Here is a 15,542-nt window from a genome sequence, read left to right as displayed (position 1 = left end):
ACACCACCCCCCAGATCATCAACAACAGGAGGGGGAAGTCATGCCGGACCCGAAGGCCGGAAGCCCCATTGCGGAGCCACGAAAAAGGTAACGGGGGGGACGCGGCGGTCCTGGGGCGGGCGGTACGTCAGGAACGGACCGCCCGCCCTCCCGTTCAGCAGTCCGCCCGACGTGAATAACAGGGGTCGTCAGAGGCCGCCGCTCCCCACTCGCCAGGCGGCTCGTCACCGGACTCAGGCGCACGCACAGGCAGTTGCCCCAGATCTGCTCGCGCCCAGACAACACGCCGTGGCACGTATCAACATTGCTGGGACGGACTCAGACCTGCGTGACCGGCAGCACGTCCGGCGACAGCGCCGCCGCGCGGGCTGTCGCCGCTGTCATGCGGCGGCGGTGGTGGCGGCGGCACAGGACCTCGTAGCCGATCGTGTCGGACTGGTCGACGTCGCCGACGACGACCTGGGCGCCCTCCACGACCATCTCGCCGCCTGTCGTGCGGGCGTTGTGGGTGGCGCGGGCGCCGCACCAGCACAGGGCCTCGACCTGGAGGACCTCGACGCGGTCGGCCAGTTCCACCAGGCGCTGCGAGCCGGGGAAGAGCTTGGTGCGGAAGTCGGTGGTGATGCCGAAGGCGAAGACGTCGAGGCCCAGGTCGTCGACGACGCGGGCGAGTTGGTCGATCTGTTCCGGGGCGAGGAACTGCGCCTCGTCGGCGATGACGTAGTCGGCGCGGCCGCCTCGGGAGAGGTGGTCGACCACGTAGGCGTACAGGTCGGCGCCGTCCTCGACCTCCACCGCGTCGGTGACCAGGCCGAGCCGGCTGGACAGCTTGCCCTCGCCCGCGCGGTCGTCGCGCGTGAAGATGATGCCGGCCAGGCCGCGCGCCGAACGGTTGTGCTCGATCTGCAGAGCCAGCGTCGACTTCCCGCAGTCCATGGTTCCGGAGAAGAACACCAGCTCGGGCATGGGAGGTCGAGCGCCTTTCGGTGAGGGGTGGGGGAACAGGGGGTACGACGGCGTCAGGAGCGTACTTCGAGCAGGGGGACCATCTGCTCGGCGGGGGTCATCGAGCCGTGGTTGCCGACCATGGCCGACTCCTTCGGTTCCCGTTCGGAGGCGATGATCAGGACGTCGTCCCGCGCGGCCGCGATCACGTCGCCGAGGCGGCCGTGGACCCGCTCGTCGATGTGCGGGCCGAACCAGCCCGCCTCGATCGCCTCGTCCCGGGACGCCACCCAGAACTGCTCCCCCAGCACCTCGCGCCAGCAGGTCAGGACGTCCTGCGCGGCACCGGGCACCGCGTAGACGTGCCGGGCGCGGCCCTCGCCGCCCAGCAGGGCGACCCCGGCGCGCAGCTCCCAGTCCTCGTCGAAGTCGATGCGGTGCTCCTCGTCGAAGGGCACGTCGATCATGCCGTGGTCCGCGGTGACGTAGAGCGCGGTGCGCGGCGGGAGCTGTTCGGCCAGGCGCTGGACGAGCCGGTCGACGTACATCAGCTGCCCGCGCCAGGTGTCGGAGTCGACGCCGTAGCGGTGCCCGGCGCCGTCCAGCTCGGCGTAGTACGTGTAGACGAGGGAGCGGTCGCCCGCCGCGAGCTGCTCGGCGGCCAGGTCGACGCGCTCCTCGCCGGCCAGGCGCCCGAGGAAGCGGCCGCCGCTGAGGGCGACCTTGGTGAGCGGGGTGTTCTCGAAGGTGGGGGACGACACCTGCGCGGCGTGCACGCCCGCGCGGTGCGCCAGCTCGAAGACGGTGGGGTACGGCTGCCAGACGTGCGGCGGGGTCCACGGGTTCCAGCGGAGCTGGTTCATCAGCTCGCCGGTGTCGGGGTTGCGCACGGTGTAGCCGGGCAGGCCGTGCGCGCCGGGCGGGCGGCCGGTGCCGACGGAGGCGAGCGAGGTCGCCGTGGTGGCCGGGAAGCCGGCGGTGATGGGCCGCCCGCTGCCGCCGCGTGAGCCGGCGAGGAGCGACGCCATGAACGGCGCCTCGTCGGGGTGTGCCCGGAGCTGCTCCCAGCCGAGGCCGTCGATCAGGAACACGCAGTTGCGGTCGGCGGCGGACAGCTCGGCGATCGTGGCCGTCATGTCCGGTACGCCCATGCCCGCGGCCAGCGTGGGGAGCAGGTCGGCGAGGGATCCGCCGCCGTACTGGGGGACGGGGGCGGAGGCGACGGCGAGGGGTTCCGGGTGGGCGTCCCAGGCGGCGGTCTGGACCATCAGCGGGCGACGTCCGCGGTGGCCTCGGAGAGGGACTGGGCGAAGAGGAGGGCCTGACGGACGGTCTCGGGGCCGTCACCGGCCTCGCTGACGCGCAGGCTGAGGTCGTCCGCCGTCGAGCTGCCCGTGTAGCCGTGGTCGGCCTCGCAGTTGGGGTCGCCGCAGGCGGCGGGCTCCAGGTCGATGCGGGAGACCGCACCCCAGCCGATGGTGAGGACGATCTCGCGGGGCAGGGTGCCCGGGGTGTACTGCTCCGGGTTGGCGACGACGCGGCTGACGACGACCGACGAGATCCGGCCGAGCTTCACCGACTCGGTGGACGTGGTGGCGTACGGCGTCGGGGAGGTGCTGTCCGCGGCCTGCTCGTCGGTGTGGCTGACGATGAAGCGGTTGTGGGTGAGGACCAGCACGGTCACGTGCCGGCGCACCTCGTTCTGGTCGAACGTCGTCTCCTGGTGGACCAGGTACGACCGGATGGGCTCGCCGCCCACGGCGGCCTCCACCGCCTCGGCCACGAGGGCCGGGTAGTAGCCGCTGCGCTCGATCGCCGCACGCAGCCCCTGGGTCGTCGTACTGGTCTTGGCCATGACGCCATCCTACGGGGGTGCGGTGACTGCGAGGCACCGGTCACCGTCGTCTCAGTAGGCAGGCAGGGTGCGGGGCCCGAGGTCGTCGCGGGCGGGCGGCGGCGCCAGGCGCACGGAGGCGCCGAGCGCGCTCAGGCCGTGCGCGCCGACGACCACCGGCTCCAGGGTGACGGCGACGACCTCGGGGTGGTCGTGCACCAGTCGGGACACCCGCAGCAGCAGCTCCTCCAGGGCCGGGGTGTCGACGGGGGCGGAGCCCCGCCAGCCGAACAGCAGCGGGGCGGTCCGGATGGCGCGGACGAGCGAGGCGGCGTCGCGGTCGGTGACCGGGACCAGGCGGTGCGCCATGTCCCCGAGCAGCTGGGAGGCGGCGCCGGCGAGCCCGAAGGACAGCACGGCACCGGCCGCCGGGTCGATCACGGCGCGTACGACGGTGTCCACGCCGCGTGGCGCCATGCGCTGCACGACCGGCCTGAGCTCCTCCGGCTTGCCGAACAGCTCGGCCAACTCGGTGTACGCCCGCCGCAGTTGCTCCTCGTCCGCGAGGTCGAGGCGGACTCCGCCGAGGTCGGCGCGGTGCCGCAGGTGGGGCGCGGTCGCCTTGAGGGCGACGGGGTAGCCGAGCGTCTCGGCGGCCTCCACGGCCGCGTCGGCGGTGGGGGCGTGCAGGGCGCGGTGCACGTGGACGCCGTACATGCCGAGCAGCTCGCAGGTGTCCTCGGTGCCGAGCGTGAGGCCCTGGCCGCGTGCGAGCAGCCGGCCGATGAGCCGCGCGGCGCCCTTCTCGTCGATGTCGTCGTACTCGGGGACGCGGCCGGGTTCGGCGGCCTCACGGCGCCACTGGGCGTACTTGACGGCCTCGCCGAGCGCGCGGACGGCCCGTTCGGCGGCCGGATAGGCGGGGATCAGGCGGGGTGTGCGGCCGGGGTCGCCGTCCGGTCCGGACGGTGGTTCCGCCGGGAAGTCCAGGGGGCGGACGGGGTGCGGGCGGGGCACGGCGCCGCGAGGTGTGCCGCCGGTCTGCGGGGCGGTGCTGGCCGCCGCCGACAGGGCCTCGGCCAGTCCGCCCAGCTCCACGTGGACCACGAGGACCGGCTTGCCCGGCACCCGCTCGGCCGCCGACCGCAGGGCCTCGGCGAGCTCGGCGTCCCCGGTGGAGGCGTCGCCGATCGCCGGGATCGCGGTGACGACGACGGCGTCGCAGGTGTCGTCGGCGAGCGCGTGGGACAGGGCGGCGTGGAAGTCGGCGGCGGACGCCTGGGTCGTCAGGTCGAGCGGCGGCAGCGGCCGCAGCCCTTCGGCGAGGCAGGCGTCGTAGGTGAGCAGGCCGAGCGACTCGGAGTTGCCGAGGATCGCCACGCGGGGTCCGGCGGGAAGCGGCTGGCGGGCGAGCAGCAGCCCGGCGTCGACCAGCTCGGTGATCGTGTCGACCCGGATCACTCCGGCCTGGCGCAGCAGCGCGGACACGGTGGCGTGGGGCAGCCGGGTGACGCGGACGGTGTGGCCCTGCGGGGCGGCGCCGCCGTGCCGGGCGCCCTGCACCACGACCAGGGGTTTGGCCGCGGCCGTGCGCCGGGCGAGGCGGGTGAACTTGCGGGGGTTGCCGATGGACTCCAGGTACATGAGCGCGACGTCGGTGTCGGGGTCGTCGTACCAGTACTGGAGGACGTCGTTGCCGCTGACGTCGGCGCGGTTGCCGGAGGAGACGAACGTGGACACGCCGGTGACGCCGGTGACGCCGCCGCCGCGGCGGTGCAGCCGGGACAGCAGCGCGATGCCGATGGCGCCGGACTGCGCGAACAGCCCGATCCGGCCGGGGCGGGGCATCTCGGGGGCGAGGGAGGCGTTGAGGCGGACGTCCTGGGAGGTGTTGACGACGCCGAAGGCGTTGGGGCCGATGATGCGCATGCCGTAGCTGCGCGCCTGCCGTACGAGGGCGCGCTGCCGCTCGCGCCCCTCGGGGCCGCTCTCGGCGTATCCGGCGGCGAGGACGACCAGTCCCTGGACGCCGTGCTCACCGCACTCGGCGACGACCTCGGGCACGTGCTCGGCGGGGACGGCGACGACGGCGAGGTCGACCTGCTCGGCGATCTCGCGCACGGACCGGTGCGCGGGCACCCCGTCGATCTCCTCCAGGTCCTTCGGGAACGCCTTGTTCACCGCGTACACCCGGCCGGTGAACCCGGCGTCCGTGATGTTGCCGAGGACGCCGCGGCCGACGCCGCCGGGGGTGCGGCCGACGCCGACGACGGCGACGGAGCCGGGCGCCAGGAGGCGCTGCACGGACCGGGCCTCGGCGCGCTGCTCGCGCGCGTACTGCACGGCGAGCGAGCGGTCGGTGGGCTCCAGGTCGAACTCCAGGCGGACGACGCCGTCCTCGAAGCTGCGCTTCTGGGTGTACCCGGCGTCCGTGAACACCTTGATCATCTTGGTGTTGGCGGGCAGCACCTCGGCGGCGAACCGGCGTATGCCGCGCTCCCGGGCGACCGCCGCGATGTGCTCGAGCAGGGCGGAGGCGACGCCGCGCCCCTGGTGGGCGTCCTGGACGAGGAAGGCGACCTCGGCCTCGTCGGCGGGGGCGGACGCGGGCGTCCCGTCGGCGCCGATCCGGTCGTACCGTACGGTGGCGATGAACTCGCCGCCGACGGTGGCCGCGAGTCCCACCCGGTCCACGAAGTCGTGGTGGGTGAACCGGTGGACGTCCTTGGCGGACAGGCGCGGGTAGGGCGCGAAGAAGCGGTAGTACTTCGACTCGTCCGACACCTGCTCGTAGAAGCTGACCAGGCGCTCGGCGTCGTCGACGGTGATCGGCCGGATGCGCGCGGTGCCGCCGTCGCGCAGCACCACGTCGGCTTCCCAGTGGGCGGGGTACACGTGCCGGTCCGAGGCGCTCTGCATGGGGCCAGGTTACGGCTCGCGTACGACACCGGCGCGAGGCAGGCTGTTCCCGACGTCCCGCGGGGTGCGGCGGCCGGAGAGGCGGGGGCGCCCGGGCCGTTCCGCCGGGCGCCCCCGATGTGTGAAACTGGTCTAGACAACCCTGAACACCGAAGGGCAGCAACACATGGCTGAGCGCCGCGTCAACGTCGGCTGGGCCGAGGGTCTCCACGCCCGCCCCGCCTCCATCTTCGTCCGGGCCGCCACGGCCACAGGCGTCCCGGTGACCATCGCCAAGGCCGACGGCAACCCCGTCAACGCGGCCTCGATGCTGGCGGTCCTGGGCCTGGGCGCCCAGGGCGGCGAGGAGATCGTCCTCGCCTCCGACGCCGAGGGCGCGGACGCCGCGCTCGAGCGTCTGGCCAAGCTGGTCGCCGAGGGCCTCGAGGAACTGCCCGAGACGGTCTGAGCGGTCCGGGCGGGCCTTCCCGCACGGCGAGCGAGCCGCGTCCGCCTTTCCGGCGGGCGCGGCTTCGTCTTTCCCGGACGGCTCGCGTGGAATTTCATGGCGGCGAGCCCTTGAATTGCTTCGGCCACCGGAAAAGGGCAGCATGAATACACTGCCCCAGAAAATTCTCTTCTTTGTATACGGCGTCCGTGTTAATTCCGCAGGCTCGGCATGTTTACGGCATGTTGCGAATTCCTCACACGCTCCGCGCGGTCGCCCCCCGAGCCGAAGCGCAGCCGGTGCGCGGACAGCCCGCGCTCGGTGTGCAGGGCGGTGAGCGCGCGGGCGCGTTCGCCGTCGCCGCGCGCCACCGCGTCCACGATCGCGCCGTGCTCCGCCCAGGACTCCACGGGGTCGGCGGACGCCTCCACGGCGTACATCCAGGCGATCTTGTGGCGCAGCTGGGTCAGTGTCGAGGTCAGCGCGGTGCTGCCGGACGCCTGGGCCAGCGTCTCGTGGAACCAGCCGCCCAAGGAGCGCAGGTCGTCGCTGTTGCCGCGCCTGGCCCGCTCCTGCCCCAGCCTGACCAGGCCGCGCAGCACCTTCAGATGGGCCTCCGTGCGCCGCTGGGCGGCCCTGGCGGCGCCCAGCGGCTCCAGCAGGGTGCGCATCTCCAGCACGTCGGCCGCCTCCTGCTCGGTGGGCTCGGCCACGCACGCGCCTGCGTGCCGGCGGGTCACCACGAAGCCCTCCGCCTCCAGGGTGCGCAGCGCCTCGCGCACGGGGACACGGGAGACGCCGTACCGGCGGGCGAGGACTTCCTCCGTGAGCCGGCCGCCGCGCTCAAGGACACCGGCGACGATGTCGTCCCGGATCGCGGTGCACACCGAGTGCGCCGGAATACGCATGCCGACCTCCGCCTTAATCCCCGTGAAACGTCGACGAATGACGTGTGTTCAGCGACTCTATGGCAAGAGGCGTGAATTTCCGACAGCGGGCCGGAATCCATGGATATTTTTTGGACAGCCGTTGTCCGGAAAGACCGAAAGCCCCGGCTCGGGAGCCGGGGCCACGGTAAGGAGGACGGGCGCGTCAGAGATTGACGCCGTGCGAGCGCAGATAGCCGATCGGGTCGATGTCGGAGCCGTACTCGGCGGTGGTGCGCGCCTCGAAGTGCAGGTGCGGGCCGGTGACGTTGCCGGTGGCGCCGGACAGGCCGATCTGCTGGCCGGGGGTGACCGTCTGGCCCACCGAGACGCCGATCGACGACAGGTGCCCGTACTGGGTGTAGGTGCCGTCGTTCATCTTGATCACGACGTTGTTGCCGTAGGCGCCGCCCCAGCCGGCCTCGACGACGGTGCCCGCGCCGACCGCGTGCACCGAGGTGCCGCTTGCAGCGTGGAAGTCGATGCCGGTGTGGCTGCCGGAGGACCAGACGGCACCGCCGGACTGGTACGCGGTGGACACGTACGAACCGGCGATCGGGGCCACGTAGGACAGCAGGCGCTTGCGCTCGGCCTCCCGCGCGGCGCGCTCCTTGGCCTCCCGCTCCTGCTTGGCCTTCTCGGCGGCCTTGTGGCGCGCGGCCTCCTGGGCGGCCTGCTTGCGGGCCGCGGCCTCGGCGGCGGCCCGCTCCTGGGCTGCGGCCTGCGCGTCGATCTGGGTGGCGATGGAGTCCTCGACGGCCACGACCGGGATGAGGCCGGTCTGTTCCGCGGCGGGCTCGGCGGCCAGCGCGGGGGCGGCGAGGGTGCCCACGACGCCGGTGGCGGTGAGGGCGGCGACACCGGCCGCACGGGCCGTGGTGCGCTCGAACCGGCCGGGCTTGCGGTGCTTCCCGGAGGGGCGGTTCTTCCCCGTGGCGCAGCTGAACGCCATGTGGTGGCTGGTCCTTTCCTTCCCTCTCGCCTACCGGGTTAGCTGACGGGTTCGGAGCAGGAAGGTCTCCTACGGACCCCCTCGCGGCTGCGCGGGCGTCCGATTCACCCCAGGGACTGCGGTGGGTCCCCGGCTCCCCTGGCTCGCGCCGTACGGGGACTCGGCGATGACTGTCCGGTGCCGCGGGCGCGGCGCACTGCGTGACGAACAGCCCGGAAGACGCTAAGCGGGGCAGTGTTCAATTCCCAAACGGAACGCGGCTTTTGTAGCGCATCCCACAGGGCAGACTGGCCACCTCCGCCCCAATCCGGGCATAAGGGAGCCCTGATGACGTTGCCGTCATCAGGGCTCCCTCGCGCGTCCGCCCGCCACGGGGCCCGCGCGTGCTCTACTCGGCCGTCACGACGGTGACTTCACCGATGCCGAGGGCTTCGACGGGCTCCCGGATCGCGGAGGCGTCGCCGACGAGGACCGTGACGAGGCGGTCGGCCGGGAAGGCGCTCACGACCGCGGCCGTGGCCTCGACGGTGCCGGTGGCGACGAGCTGCTGGTACAGCGTCGCCTGGAAGTCGTCGGGAAGGTGCTGCTCGACCTGGTCGGCCAGTGTGCCCGCCACGGCCGCGGCCGTCTCGTACTTCAGCGGCGCCACCCCGACCAGGTTCTGCACGGCGAAGTCCCGCTCGGCGTCGGTGAGTCCCTCGGCGGCGACCCCGCGCAGGACGGTCCACAGGTCGTCCAGGGCGGGACCGGTGTTGGGGGTGTCGACGGAGCCTGTGATGGCGAGCATCGAGGCGCCGGTGCCGTCCGGCGCGGAGCGCAGGACCTGCCCGAAGGCGCGCACGCCGTAGGTGTAGCCCTTCTCCTCGCGGAGGACCTTGTCCAGGCGGGAGGTGAGGGTGCCGCCGAGGCAGTACGTGCCGAGGACCTGCGCCGGCCACACGCGGTCGTGCCGGTCGGGGCCGACCCGGCCGATCAGCAGCTGCGTCTGCACGGCGCCGGGGCGGTCCACGATGACGACGCGTCCGGTGTCGTCGGCGGTGACCGGCGGGACGGGCCGCGGCTCGGCCTGCGAACCGGTCCAGGCGCCCAGGCTGTCGCCGAGCAGGGCGTCGAGGTCGACACCCGTGAGGTCGCCGACGACCACGACCGTGGACGTCGAGGGGCGCACATGCCGCTCGAAGAAGGCACGGACGGCCGCGGAGTCGATGCCGGCGACGGTCTCCTCGGTGCCCTGGCGCGGGCGCGACATGCGCGAGGACGCCGGGAACAGCTGCCGGGCGAGCTCCTTGGCGGCCCGGCGCGAGGGGTTCGCCAGCTCGTGCGGGATCTCGTCCAGGCGGTTGCGCACCAGGCGCTCCACCTCGGCGTCGGCGAAGAGCGGCGCCCTGAGCGCGTCGGCGAGCAGGTCCAGCGCCTTCGGCAGCCGGGAGACCGGCACCTCCAGGCTGACCCGGACGCCGGGGTGGTCGGCGTAGGCGTCGAGCGTGGCGCCGCAGCGCTCCAGCTCGGCGGCGTACTCCTCGGCGGTGTGCTTGTCGGTGCCCTCGGACAGGGCCCGCGCCATGATCGTGGCGATGCCGTCCAGGCCCTTGGGCTCGGCGTCGAGCGGAGTGTCGAGGAGGACCTCGACGGCGACGACCTGCTGGCCGGGGCGGTGGCAGCGCAGCACCGTCAGGCCGTTGTCCAGCGTGCCGCGTTCGGGGGCCGGGAACGCCCAGGGCCGGGGCGCGCCGGCCTGGGGCTGCGGGTGGAACTCCATGCTGGCGAGCTCGGTCACTGCGCCGACTCCTCGTTCTCGTCGGTGATCTCGTCGGCCTCGGCGGCGGTCGGCTCGTACACGAGCACGGCGCGGTTGTCGGGGCGCAGCCGGGCCTGGGCGACCGCCCGCACCTCCTCGGCGGTGACGGCGAGCACGCGCTGCACGGCGGTGAAGGCGAGCTGCGGGTCGCCGAACAGGACGGCGTACCGGCACAGTTCGTCCGCGCGGCCGGCGCAGGTGCCGAGCCGGTCCAGCCACTCGCGCTCCAGCTGGGCCTGCGCGCGTTCCATCTCCTCGGCGGTGGGGCCCTCCGCGGCGAAGCGGGCGAGCTCCTCGTCGACGGCCGCCTCGATCACGGGCACCTCGACGTCACCGGAGGTCTTCACGTCCAGCCAGCCCAGCGAGGGCGCGCCGGCCAGGCGGAGCAGGCCGAAACCGGCCGCCACGGCCGTGCGGTCGCGCCGCACGAGCCGGTTGTACAGGCGGGAGGACTCGCCGCCGCCGAGGACCGTCAGCGCCAGGTCGGCCGCGTCGCACTCGCGGCTGCCGTCGGCGGGGAGGCGGTAGGCGGCCATCATCGCGCGCGCGGGGACGTTCTCCTCGACGACCTCGCGCAGCTCCTCGCCGATGACGTCGGGCAGCGAGCCGTCCCGAGGGGCCGGCTTGCCGTCGTGGGAGGGGATGGAGCCGAAGTACTTCTCGACCCAGGCCAGCGTCTGCTCCGGGTCGATGTCGCCGACGATCGACAGCACGGCGTTGTTCGGCGCGTAGTAGGTGCGGAAGAACGCGCGCGCGTCCTCCAGGCTGGCCGCGTCGAGGTCGGCCATCGAGCCGATCGGCGTGTGGTGGTAGGGGTGCCCGTCGGGGTACGACATCGCGGTCAGGCGCTCGAAGGCGGTGCCGTACGGGACGTTGTCGTAGCGCTGGCGCCGCTCGTTCTTCACGACGTCCCGCTGGTTCTCCAGGCCCTCCTCGTCGAGCGCCACCAGGAGGCTGCCCATGCGGTCGGCCTCCAGCCACAGCGCGAGCTCCAGCTGGTGGGCGGGCATGGTCTCGAAGTAGTTGGTGCGCTCGAAGCTGGTGGTGCCGTTAGGTGAGCCGCCCGCGCCCTGGACGAGTTCGAAGTGGCCCGTGCCCTTCACGCTGTTCGATCCCTGGAACATCAGGTGCTCGAAGAGGTGGGCGAGTCCGGTACGGCCCTTGACCTCGTGGCGGGAGCCGACGTCGTACCAGAGGCAGACCGCGGCGACCGGCGTGAGGTGGTCCTCGGAGAGCACCACGCGCAGGCCGTTGGCCAGGCGGTGCTCGGTCGCGGTGAGGCCGCCGGATTGTGCCTCCGGTGTGGCCGTGTGACCCATGGGCAAGGTGTCCTTCCGGTCGCGTGCGCTGCGTTGTGTCGAGCGGATCCCGCTCAGCTCCTGCCACTGTATGCAGCGTGCGGAGGCTCGGCGAAGTTCCCGCTGAAGACGCCGGGCCGGTCCGGTGCCGGCCGCGGCCTCCGTCGGCCTCCCTCAGGGCCCTCCTGGCCCCTTCGCCCGGCCTGGCTGGGCCGATGCGGCGGGGCGGGGCGGTCCGGGACCCGGGCCGACGCCGGTCGGCTCGACCTGGCATGCTTCGCGTCGATCACCCCTGAGGGTGAACGGTCGCGCGGCACCGGCTTGCCGCCGGCGCCGTGCGCGGTCCCTAGGGGGTGCCGGTGTCCCGTGCGCCACCGCGGTCGCGGGAGGAGACCGGCGTCGGCGACACTTCACCTCGCCGGGCGGGAGCCCAACATCGGGTCCTGGTCGGTGGTTGTCAGTGCCGCGGTCCACAATGGTCCGCGTCAGACCCGTCACACGCTTGCGCCACAGCACACAGAAGGAGCCGGCAGCGATGGCCCGCCGCAGCACGAAGACCCCGCCGCCCGACGACTCGTTCGAGGAGCGGATCCTCGACATCGACGTCGTCGACGAGATGCAGGGCTCCTTCCTCGAGTACGCCTACTCGGTCATCTACTCGCGTGCCCTGCCGGACGCCCGCGACGGGCTGAAGCCGGTGCACCGCCGGATCGTCTACCAGATGAACGAGATGGGCCTGCGCCCCGACCGCGGCTATGTGAAGTGCGCCCGTGTCGTCGGCGAGGTCATGGGCAAGCTGCACCCGCACGGCGACGCGTCGATCTACGACGCCCTGGTGCGCATGGCGCAGCCCTTCTCGATGCGCGTCCCGCTGGTCGACGGCCACGGCAACTTCGGCTCCCTGGGCAACGACGACCCGCCGGCCGCCATGCGGTACACCGAGTGCCGGCAGGCCCAGGCGACGAGCCTGATGACGGAGTCGATCGACGAGGACACGGTCGACTTCGCCCCGAACTACGACGGCCAGGAGCAGGAGCCGGTCGCCCTGCCGGCCGCCTTCCCGAACCTCCTGGTCAACGGCGCCTCCGGCATCGCCGTCGGCATGGCGACGAACATGCCGCCGCACAACCTGTCCGAGGTCATCGCGGCCGCCCGGCACCTGATCCGCCACCCGAACGCGGATCTGGACACGCTGATGAAGCACGTCCCCGGCCCCGACCTGCCCACGGGCGGCCGGATCGTCGGCCTCTCCGGCATCCGGGACGCCTACGCGACGGGCCGCGGCACCTTCAAGATCCGCGCGACGGTCGAGATCGAGACGGTCACCGCCCGCCGCAAGGGCCTCGTCGTCACCGAGCTGCCGTTCGCGGTCGGCCCGGAGAAGGTGATCGCCAAGATCAAGGACCTGGTCGGCTCGAAGAAGCTCCAGGGCATCGCGGACGTCAAGGACCTCACCGACCGCGAGCACGGGCTGCGCCTGGTCATCGAGATCAAGAACGGCTTCGTGCCGGAGGCCGTCCTGGAGCAGCTGTACAAGCTGACGCCGATGGAGGAGTCCTTCGGCATCAACAATGTGGCGCTGGTCGACGGGCAGCCCCTCACCCTGGGCCTGAAGGAGCTGCTGGAGGTCTACCTCGACCACCGCTTCGAGGTCGTACGGCGGCGCAGCGAGTTCCGGCGCGGCAAGCGGCGGGACCGACTGCACCTGGTCGAGGGCCTGCTCACGGCGCTCATCGACATCGACGAGGTCATCCGCCTGATCCGCTCCAGCGAGAACGGCGCCCAGGCCAAGGAGCGCCTGATGGAGCGCTTCTCACTCTCCGACGTGCAGACGCAGTACATCCTCGACACCCCGCTGCGCCGGCTCACCAAGTTCGACCGCATCGAGCTGGAGGCGGAGAAGGACCGGCTGGCCCGGGAGATCGACGAGCTGACCCGGATCCTGGACTCGGACGCGGAGCTGCGCAAGCTGGTCTCGGCCGAACTGGCGGCGGTGGCGAAGAAGTTCGGCACCGAGCGGCGTACGGTCCTGCTGGAGTCGTCCGGCACCCAGGTGTCCGCCGTGCCGCTGCAGGTCGCGGACGACCCGTGCCGGGTGCTGCTGTCCTCGACGGGCCTGCTGGCCCGTACGGCGAACGGTGACCCGTTCACCGACGACGGCGACGCCAAGCGGTCCAAGCACGACGTGATCGTCTCGGCGGTGCCGGCCACGGCGCGGGGCGAGGCGGGCGCGGTGACGTCGGCGGGCCGGCTGCTGCGGATCAGCGTGGTCGATCTGCCGCAGCTCCCGGAGACCGCGTCGCGGCCCAACCTGGCGGGCGGGGCGCCGCTGTCGGAGTTCCTCTCCCTCGAGGACGGCGAGCGGGTGGTCTGCCTGATGACGCTCGACGAGTCCTCCCCCGGCCTGGCGCTGGGCACCGAGCAGGGCGTGGTCAAGCGGGTCGTGCCCGACTACCCGTCCAACAAGGAGGAGCTGGAGGTCATCACCCTCAAGGAGGGTGACCGGATCGTCGGCGCGGTCGAGCTGCGTACCGGCGAGGAGGACCTCGTCTTCATCACGGACGACGCCCAGCTGCTGCGCTACCAGGCGTCCGCGGTCCGCCCGCAGGGCCGTCCGGCGGGCGGTGTGACCGGCATCAAGCTCGCGGAGGGCGCGAAGGTCATCTCCTTCACGGCGGTGGACCCGGCGTCCGACGCGGTGGTGTTCACGGTCGCGGGCTCGCGCGGCACCCTGGACGACTCGGTCCAGACGACGGCCAAGATGACCCCGTTCGACCAGTACCCGCGCAAGGGCCGCGCCACGGGCGGCGTGCGCTGCCAGCGGTTCCTGAAGGGCGAGGACTGCCTGTCCCTGGCCTGGGCGGGCGCCGCCCCGGCGCGGGCCGCCCAGAAGAACGGCACCCCGGCCGAGCTGCCCGAGATCGACCCGCGCCGCGACGGCTCGGGTGTGTCCCTGCCGAAGACGGTCGCGGTGGTGGCGGGGCCGTTCTAGAGGGCGCCTCGACGAGGGAGGCCGTGCGCGTCAGGCGGCCTCCTCCGGGCCGGTGTCGCGCCCCTCGCCGTCGTCGTCCGGGTCCCGCCCCTCGTCGGCCTCCGGGTCCCGCACATAGCGGAGGACGCCCCACATGCCGTGCTCGTCCGCGGTGTGCGGGGCGTCGCTCACGCACACCCGCAGGTCCTTCTCCAGCGCGGCCGTGTCGATGCCGGAGCCGATGAGGACGAGCTGGGTGCGGCGGGGTGTCCCGTCCGGCCACCGCTCCGGGTAGAAGCGCAGGAACGGCCCGACGGCGTGCACGCCGTAGCGGTTCGCGGGGTCGTACGCGCCGAAGTCCACGTACCCCTTGATCCGGTACAGCCCCTCTGCCCTGCCGTCGAGGAAGGCGATCAGCCGGCGCGGGTCGAGGGGGACGTCGGAGCTGAACGACAGGCTGTCGTAGCCGGTGTGCAGATGCCCGTCGTGGGCCTGGCTCTGTCCGGCCGGGTCGTCGTGCTGGTGCAGATCGTCGAACGACAGTTGTCCGACGCGCTCCTCGCTGGGCCGGCAGTCGAAGAGGAACCCGGGGTCGATCCGGCCGTAGGTGGCGGGGACGACGGCGGCGTGGTCCGCCAGTTCGCGAACGAGCCCGAGCACGCGCTCGCGGTCCGCGGCCCGGTCCAGCTTGTTGACGACGACGAGATCGGCGAGGGCGAGATGCCGGTCGATCTCGGGGTGCTTGCTCCGGGTGGCGTCGAACTCGGCGGCGTCGACGACCTCGACGAGTCCGCCGTACACGATGCCGGGCAGTTCGCTGGCGAGCAGCATCCGGACGAGTTCCTGCGGTTCGGCGAGGCCGCTGGCCTCGATGACGATGACGTCGATCCCGGTGCCGGGCCGGGCGAGCCGCTCCAGATAGCCGTCCAGCTCACTGGAGTCGACCGCGCAGCACAGGCAGCCGTTGCCCAGGGACACGGTGGAGTCGCCGAGCGCCCCGGCGACGGCGAGCGCGTCGATCTCGATGGCGCCGAAGTCGTTGACGATCGCGCCGATCCGGGTGCCTCCACTGTGGTGCAGGAGGTGGTTGAGCAGAGTCGTCTTGCCGGAACCGAGGAATCCGGCGAGGACGACGACCGGAATCTGCTGCGGGCCCTGGCTCGGCTGAGTCACCGTGCGACCTCTCTCACGCCGACGGGTGCACCGGCTCGTGGCCCGGCGCACGGATGAGGAATGACTGCCGGACCAGGATACGAGCGGTGAGAATCGCCGCGAAGTGAACGATTGTTAGCAGCACTTGCCGGGCAGACGTCTGGCATGGCGCTGGAGTGTGCGACCCTCGCTTCCCTCCGTGCGCCTCCTCTCCGCCTCCCCGCCGATCAGAGCCGCTCGGCACTCTGGGAGACGGCAAGCGCCGCCCACCGCTCGCCGGTCCCCTCCGGTCGACCCACATCCCGACGACCGGCGGACGG

General features: G+C 72.7%; 11 protein-coding genes and 1 riboswitch. Of the genes, 2 read left to right on the top strand and 9 right to left on the bottom strand.

Annotation, left to right across the window (positions count from 1 at the left end; translation table 11 throughout):
* Positions 1 to 318: 318 nt before the first annotated feature.
* The 4 genes from ADL34_RS06195 to ADL34_RS06180 are packed head-to-tail and all read right to left on the bottom strand — an operon-like array spanning position 319 to position 5,698.
* A complete protein-coding gene (locus ADL34_RS06195; RefSeq protein WP_062671399.1) occupies positions 319 to 966 on the bottom strand; it encodes a thymidine kinase in 648 nt (215 codons plus the stop codon).
* 53 nt (positions 967 to 1,019) lie between these two features.
* Complete coding sequence (locus ADL34_RS06190; protein WP_062671401.1) at positions 1,020 to 2,213, bottom strand: alkaline phosphatase family protein; 1,194 nt, start codon at positions 2,211 to 2,213, stop codon at positions 1,020 to 1,022.
* Complete coding sequence (locus tag ADL34_RS06185) at positions 2,213 to 2,800, bottom strand: DUF5998 family protein (protein ID WP_055622092.1); 588 nt, start codon at positions 2,798 to 2,800, stop codon at positions 2,213 to 2,215. The genes ADL34_RS06190 and ADL34_RS06185 overlap by 1 nt, the downstream gene beginning before the upstream one ends.
* A gap of 51 nt (positions 2,801 to 2,851) precedes the next feature.
* A complete protein-coding gene (locus ADL34_RS06180; RefSeq protein WP_062671403.1) occupies positions 2,852 to 5,698 on the bottom strand; it encodes a bifunctional GNAT family N-acetyltransferase/acetate--CoA ligase family protein in 2,847 nt (948 codons plus the stop codon).
* Between the two features lie 166 nt (positions 5,699 to 5,864).
* Between ADL34_RS06180 and ADL34_RS06175 the strand changes: the two genes are divergently transcribed.
* Entirely contained in the window at positions 5,865 to 6,146 is a 282-nt protein-coding gene (locus tag ADL34_RS06175) for an HPr family phosphocarrier protein (protein WP_062671404.1), read from the top strand.
* A 191-nt stretch (positions 6,147 to 6,337) separates the two neighbouring features.
* On the opposite strand, the gene ADL34_RS06170 is transcribed toward ADL34_RS06175, so the two are convergent.
* From ADL34_RS06170 to ADL34_RS06155, 4 genes are all read right to left on the bottom strand, one after another.
* Positions 6,338 to 7,033 carry a GntR family transcriptional regulator gene (locus ADL34_RS06170; RefSeq protein ID WP_062671407.1) on the bottom strand — a complete coding sequence of 232 codons (696 nt, stop codon included), beginning with the start codon at positions 7,031 to 7,033 and terminating at the stop codon, positions 6,338 to 6,340.
* 184 nt (positions 7,034 to 7,217) lie between these two features.
* Positions 7,218 to 8,003: a M23 family metallopeptidase gene (locus ADL34_RS06165; protein ID WP_062671409.1), complete on the bottom strand. Its 786-nt coding sequence runs from the start codon at positions 8,001 to 8,003 to the stop codon at positions 7,218 to 7,220.
* 12 nt (positions 8,004 to 8,015) lie between these two features.
* A riboswitch (cyclic di-AMP (ydaO/yuaA leader) is annotated at positions 8,016 to 8,179 on the bottom strand.
* Between the two features lie 212 nt (positions 8,180 to 8,391).
* Entirely contained in the window at positions 8,392 to 9,780 is a 1,389-nt protein-coding gene (locus ADL34_RS06160; RefSeq protein ID WP_062671411.1) for a M16 family metallopeptidase, read from the bottom strand.
* A complete protein-coding gene (locus ADL34_RS06155; protein ID WP_062671413.1) occupies positions 9,777 to 11,120 on the bottom strand; it encodes a M16 family metallopeptidase in 1,344 nt (447 codons plus the stop codon). Before ADL34_RS06155 ends, ADL34_RS06160 begins: the two co-directional genes overlap by 4 nt.
* 514 nt (positions 11,121 to 11,634) lie before the next feature.
* Between ADL34_RS06155 and ADL34_RS06150 the strand changes: the two genes are divergently transcribed.
* The gene (locus ADL34_RS06150; RefSeq protein WP_062671415.1) at positions 11,635 to 14,091 is read left to right on the top strand and encodes a DNA gyrase/topoisomerase IV subunit A; all 2,457 of its coding nucleotides are present in this window, start codon (positions 11,635 to 11,637) and stop codon (positions 14,089 to 14,091) included.
* A 30-nt stretch (positions 14,092 to 14,121) separates the two neighbouring features.
* Here the strand turns inward: ADL34_RS06150 and ADL34_RS06145 are convergent, their stop codons facing one another.
* A complete protein-coding gene (locus ADL34_RS06145; protein ID WP_062671418.1) occupies positions 14,122 to 15,243 on the bottom strand; it encodes a CobW family GTP-binding protein in 1,122 nt (373 codons plus the stop codon).
* Positions 15,244 to 15,542: the final 299 nt, after the last annotated feature.

Source organism: Streptomyces sp. NRRL WC-3605, assembly GCF_001509795.1.
Taxonomy (GTDB): Bacteria; Actinomycetota; Actinomycetes; order Streptomycetales; family Streptomycetaceae; genus Streptomyces; species Streptomyces viridochromogenes.
The sequence above is the reverse complement of the archived record's forward strand: the minus strand, read 5'-3'. Positions and strand labels throughout refer to the sequence as shown.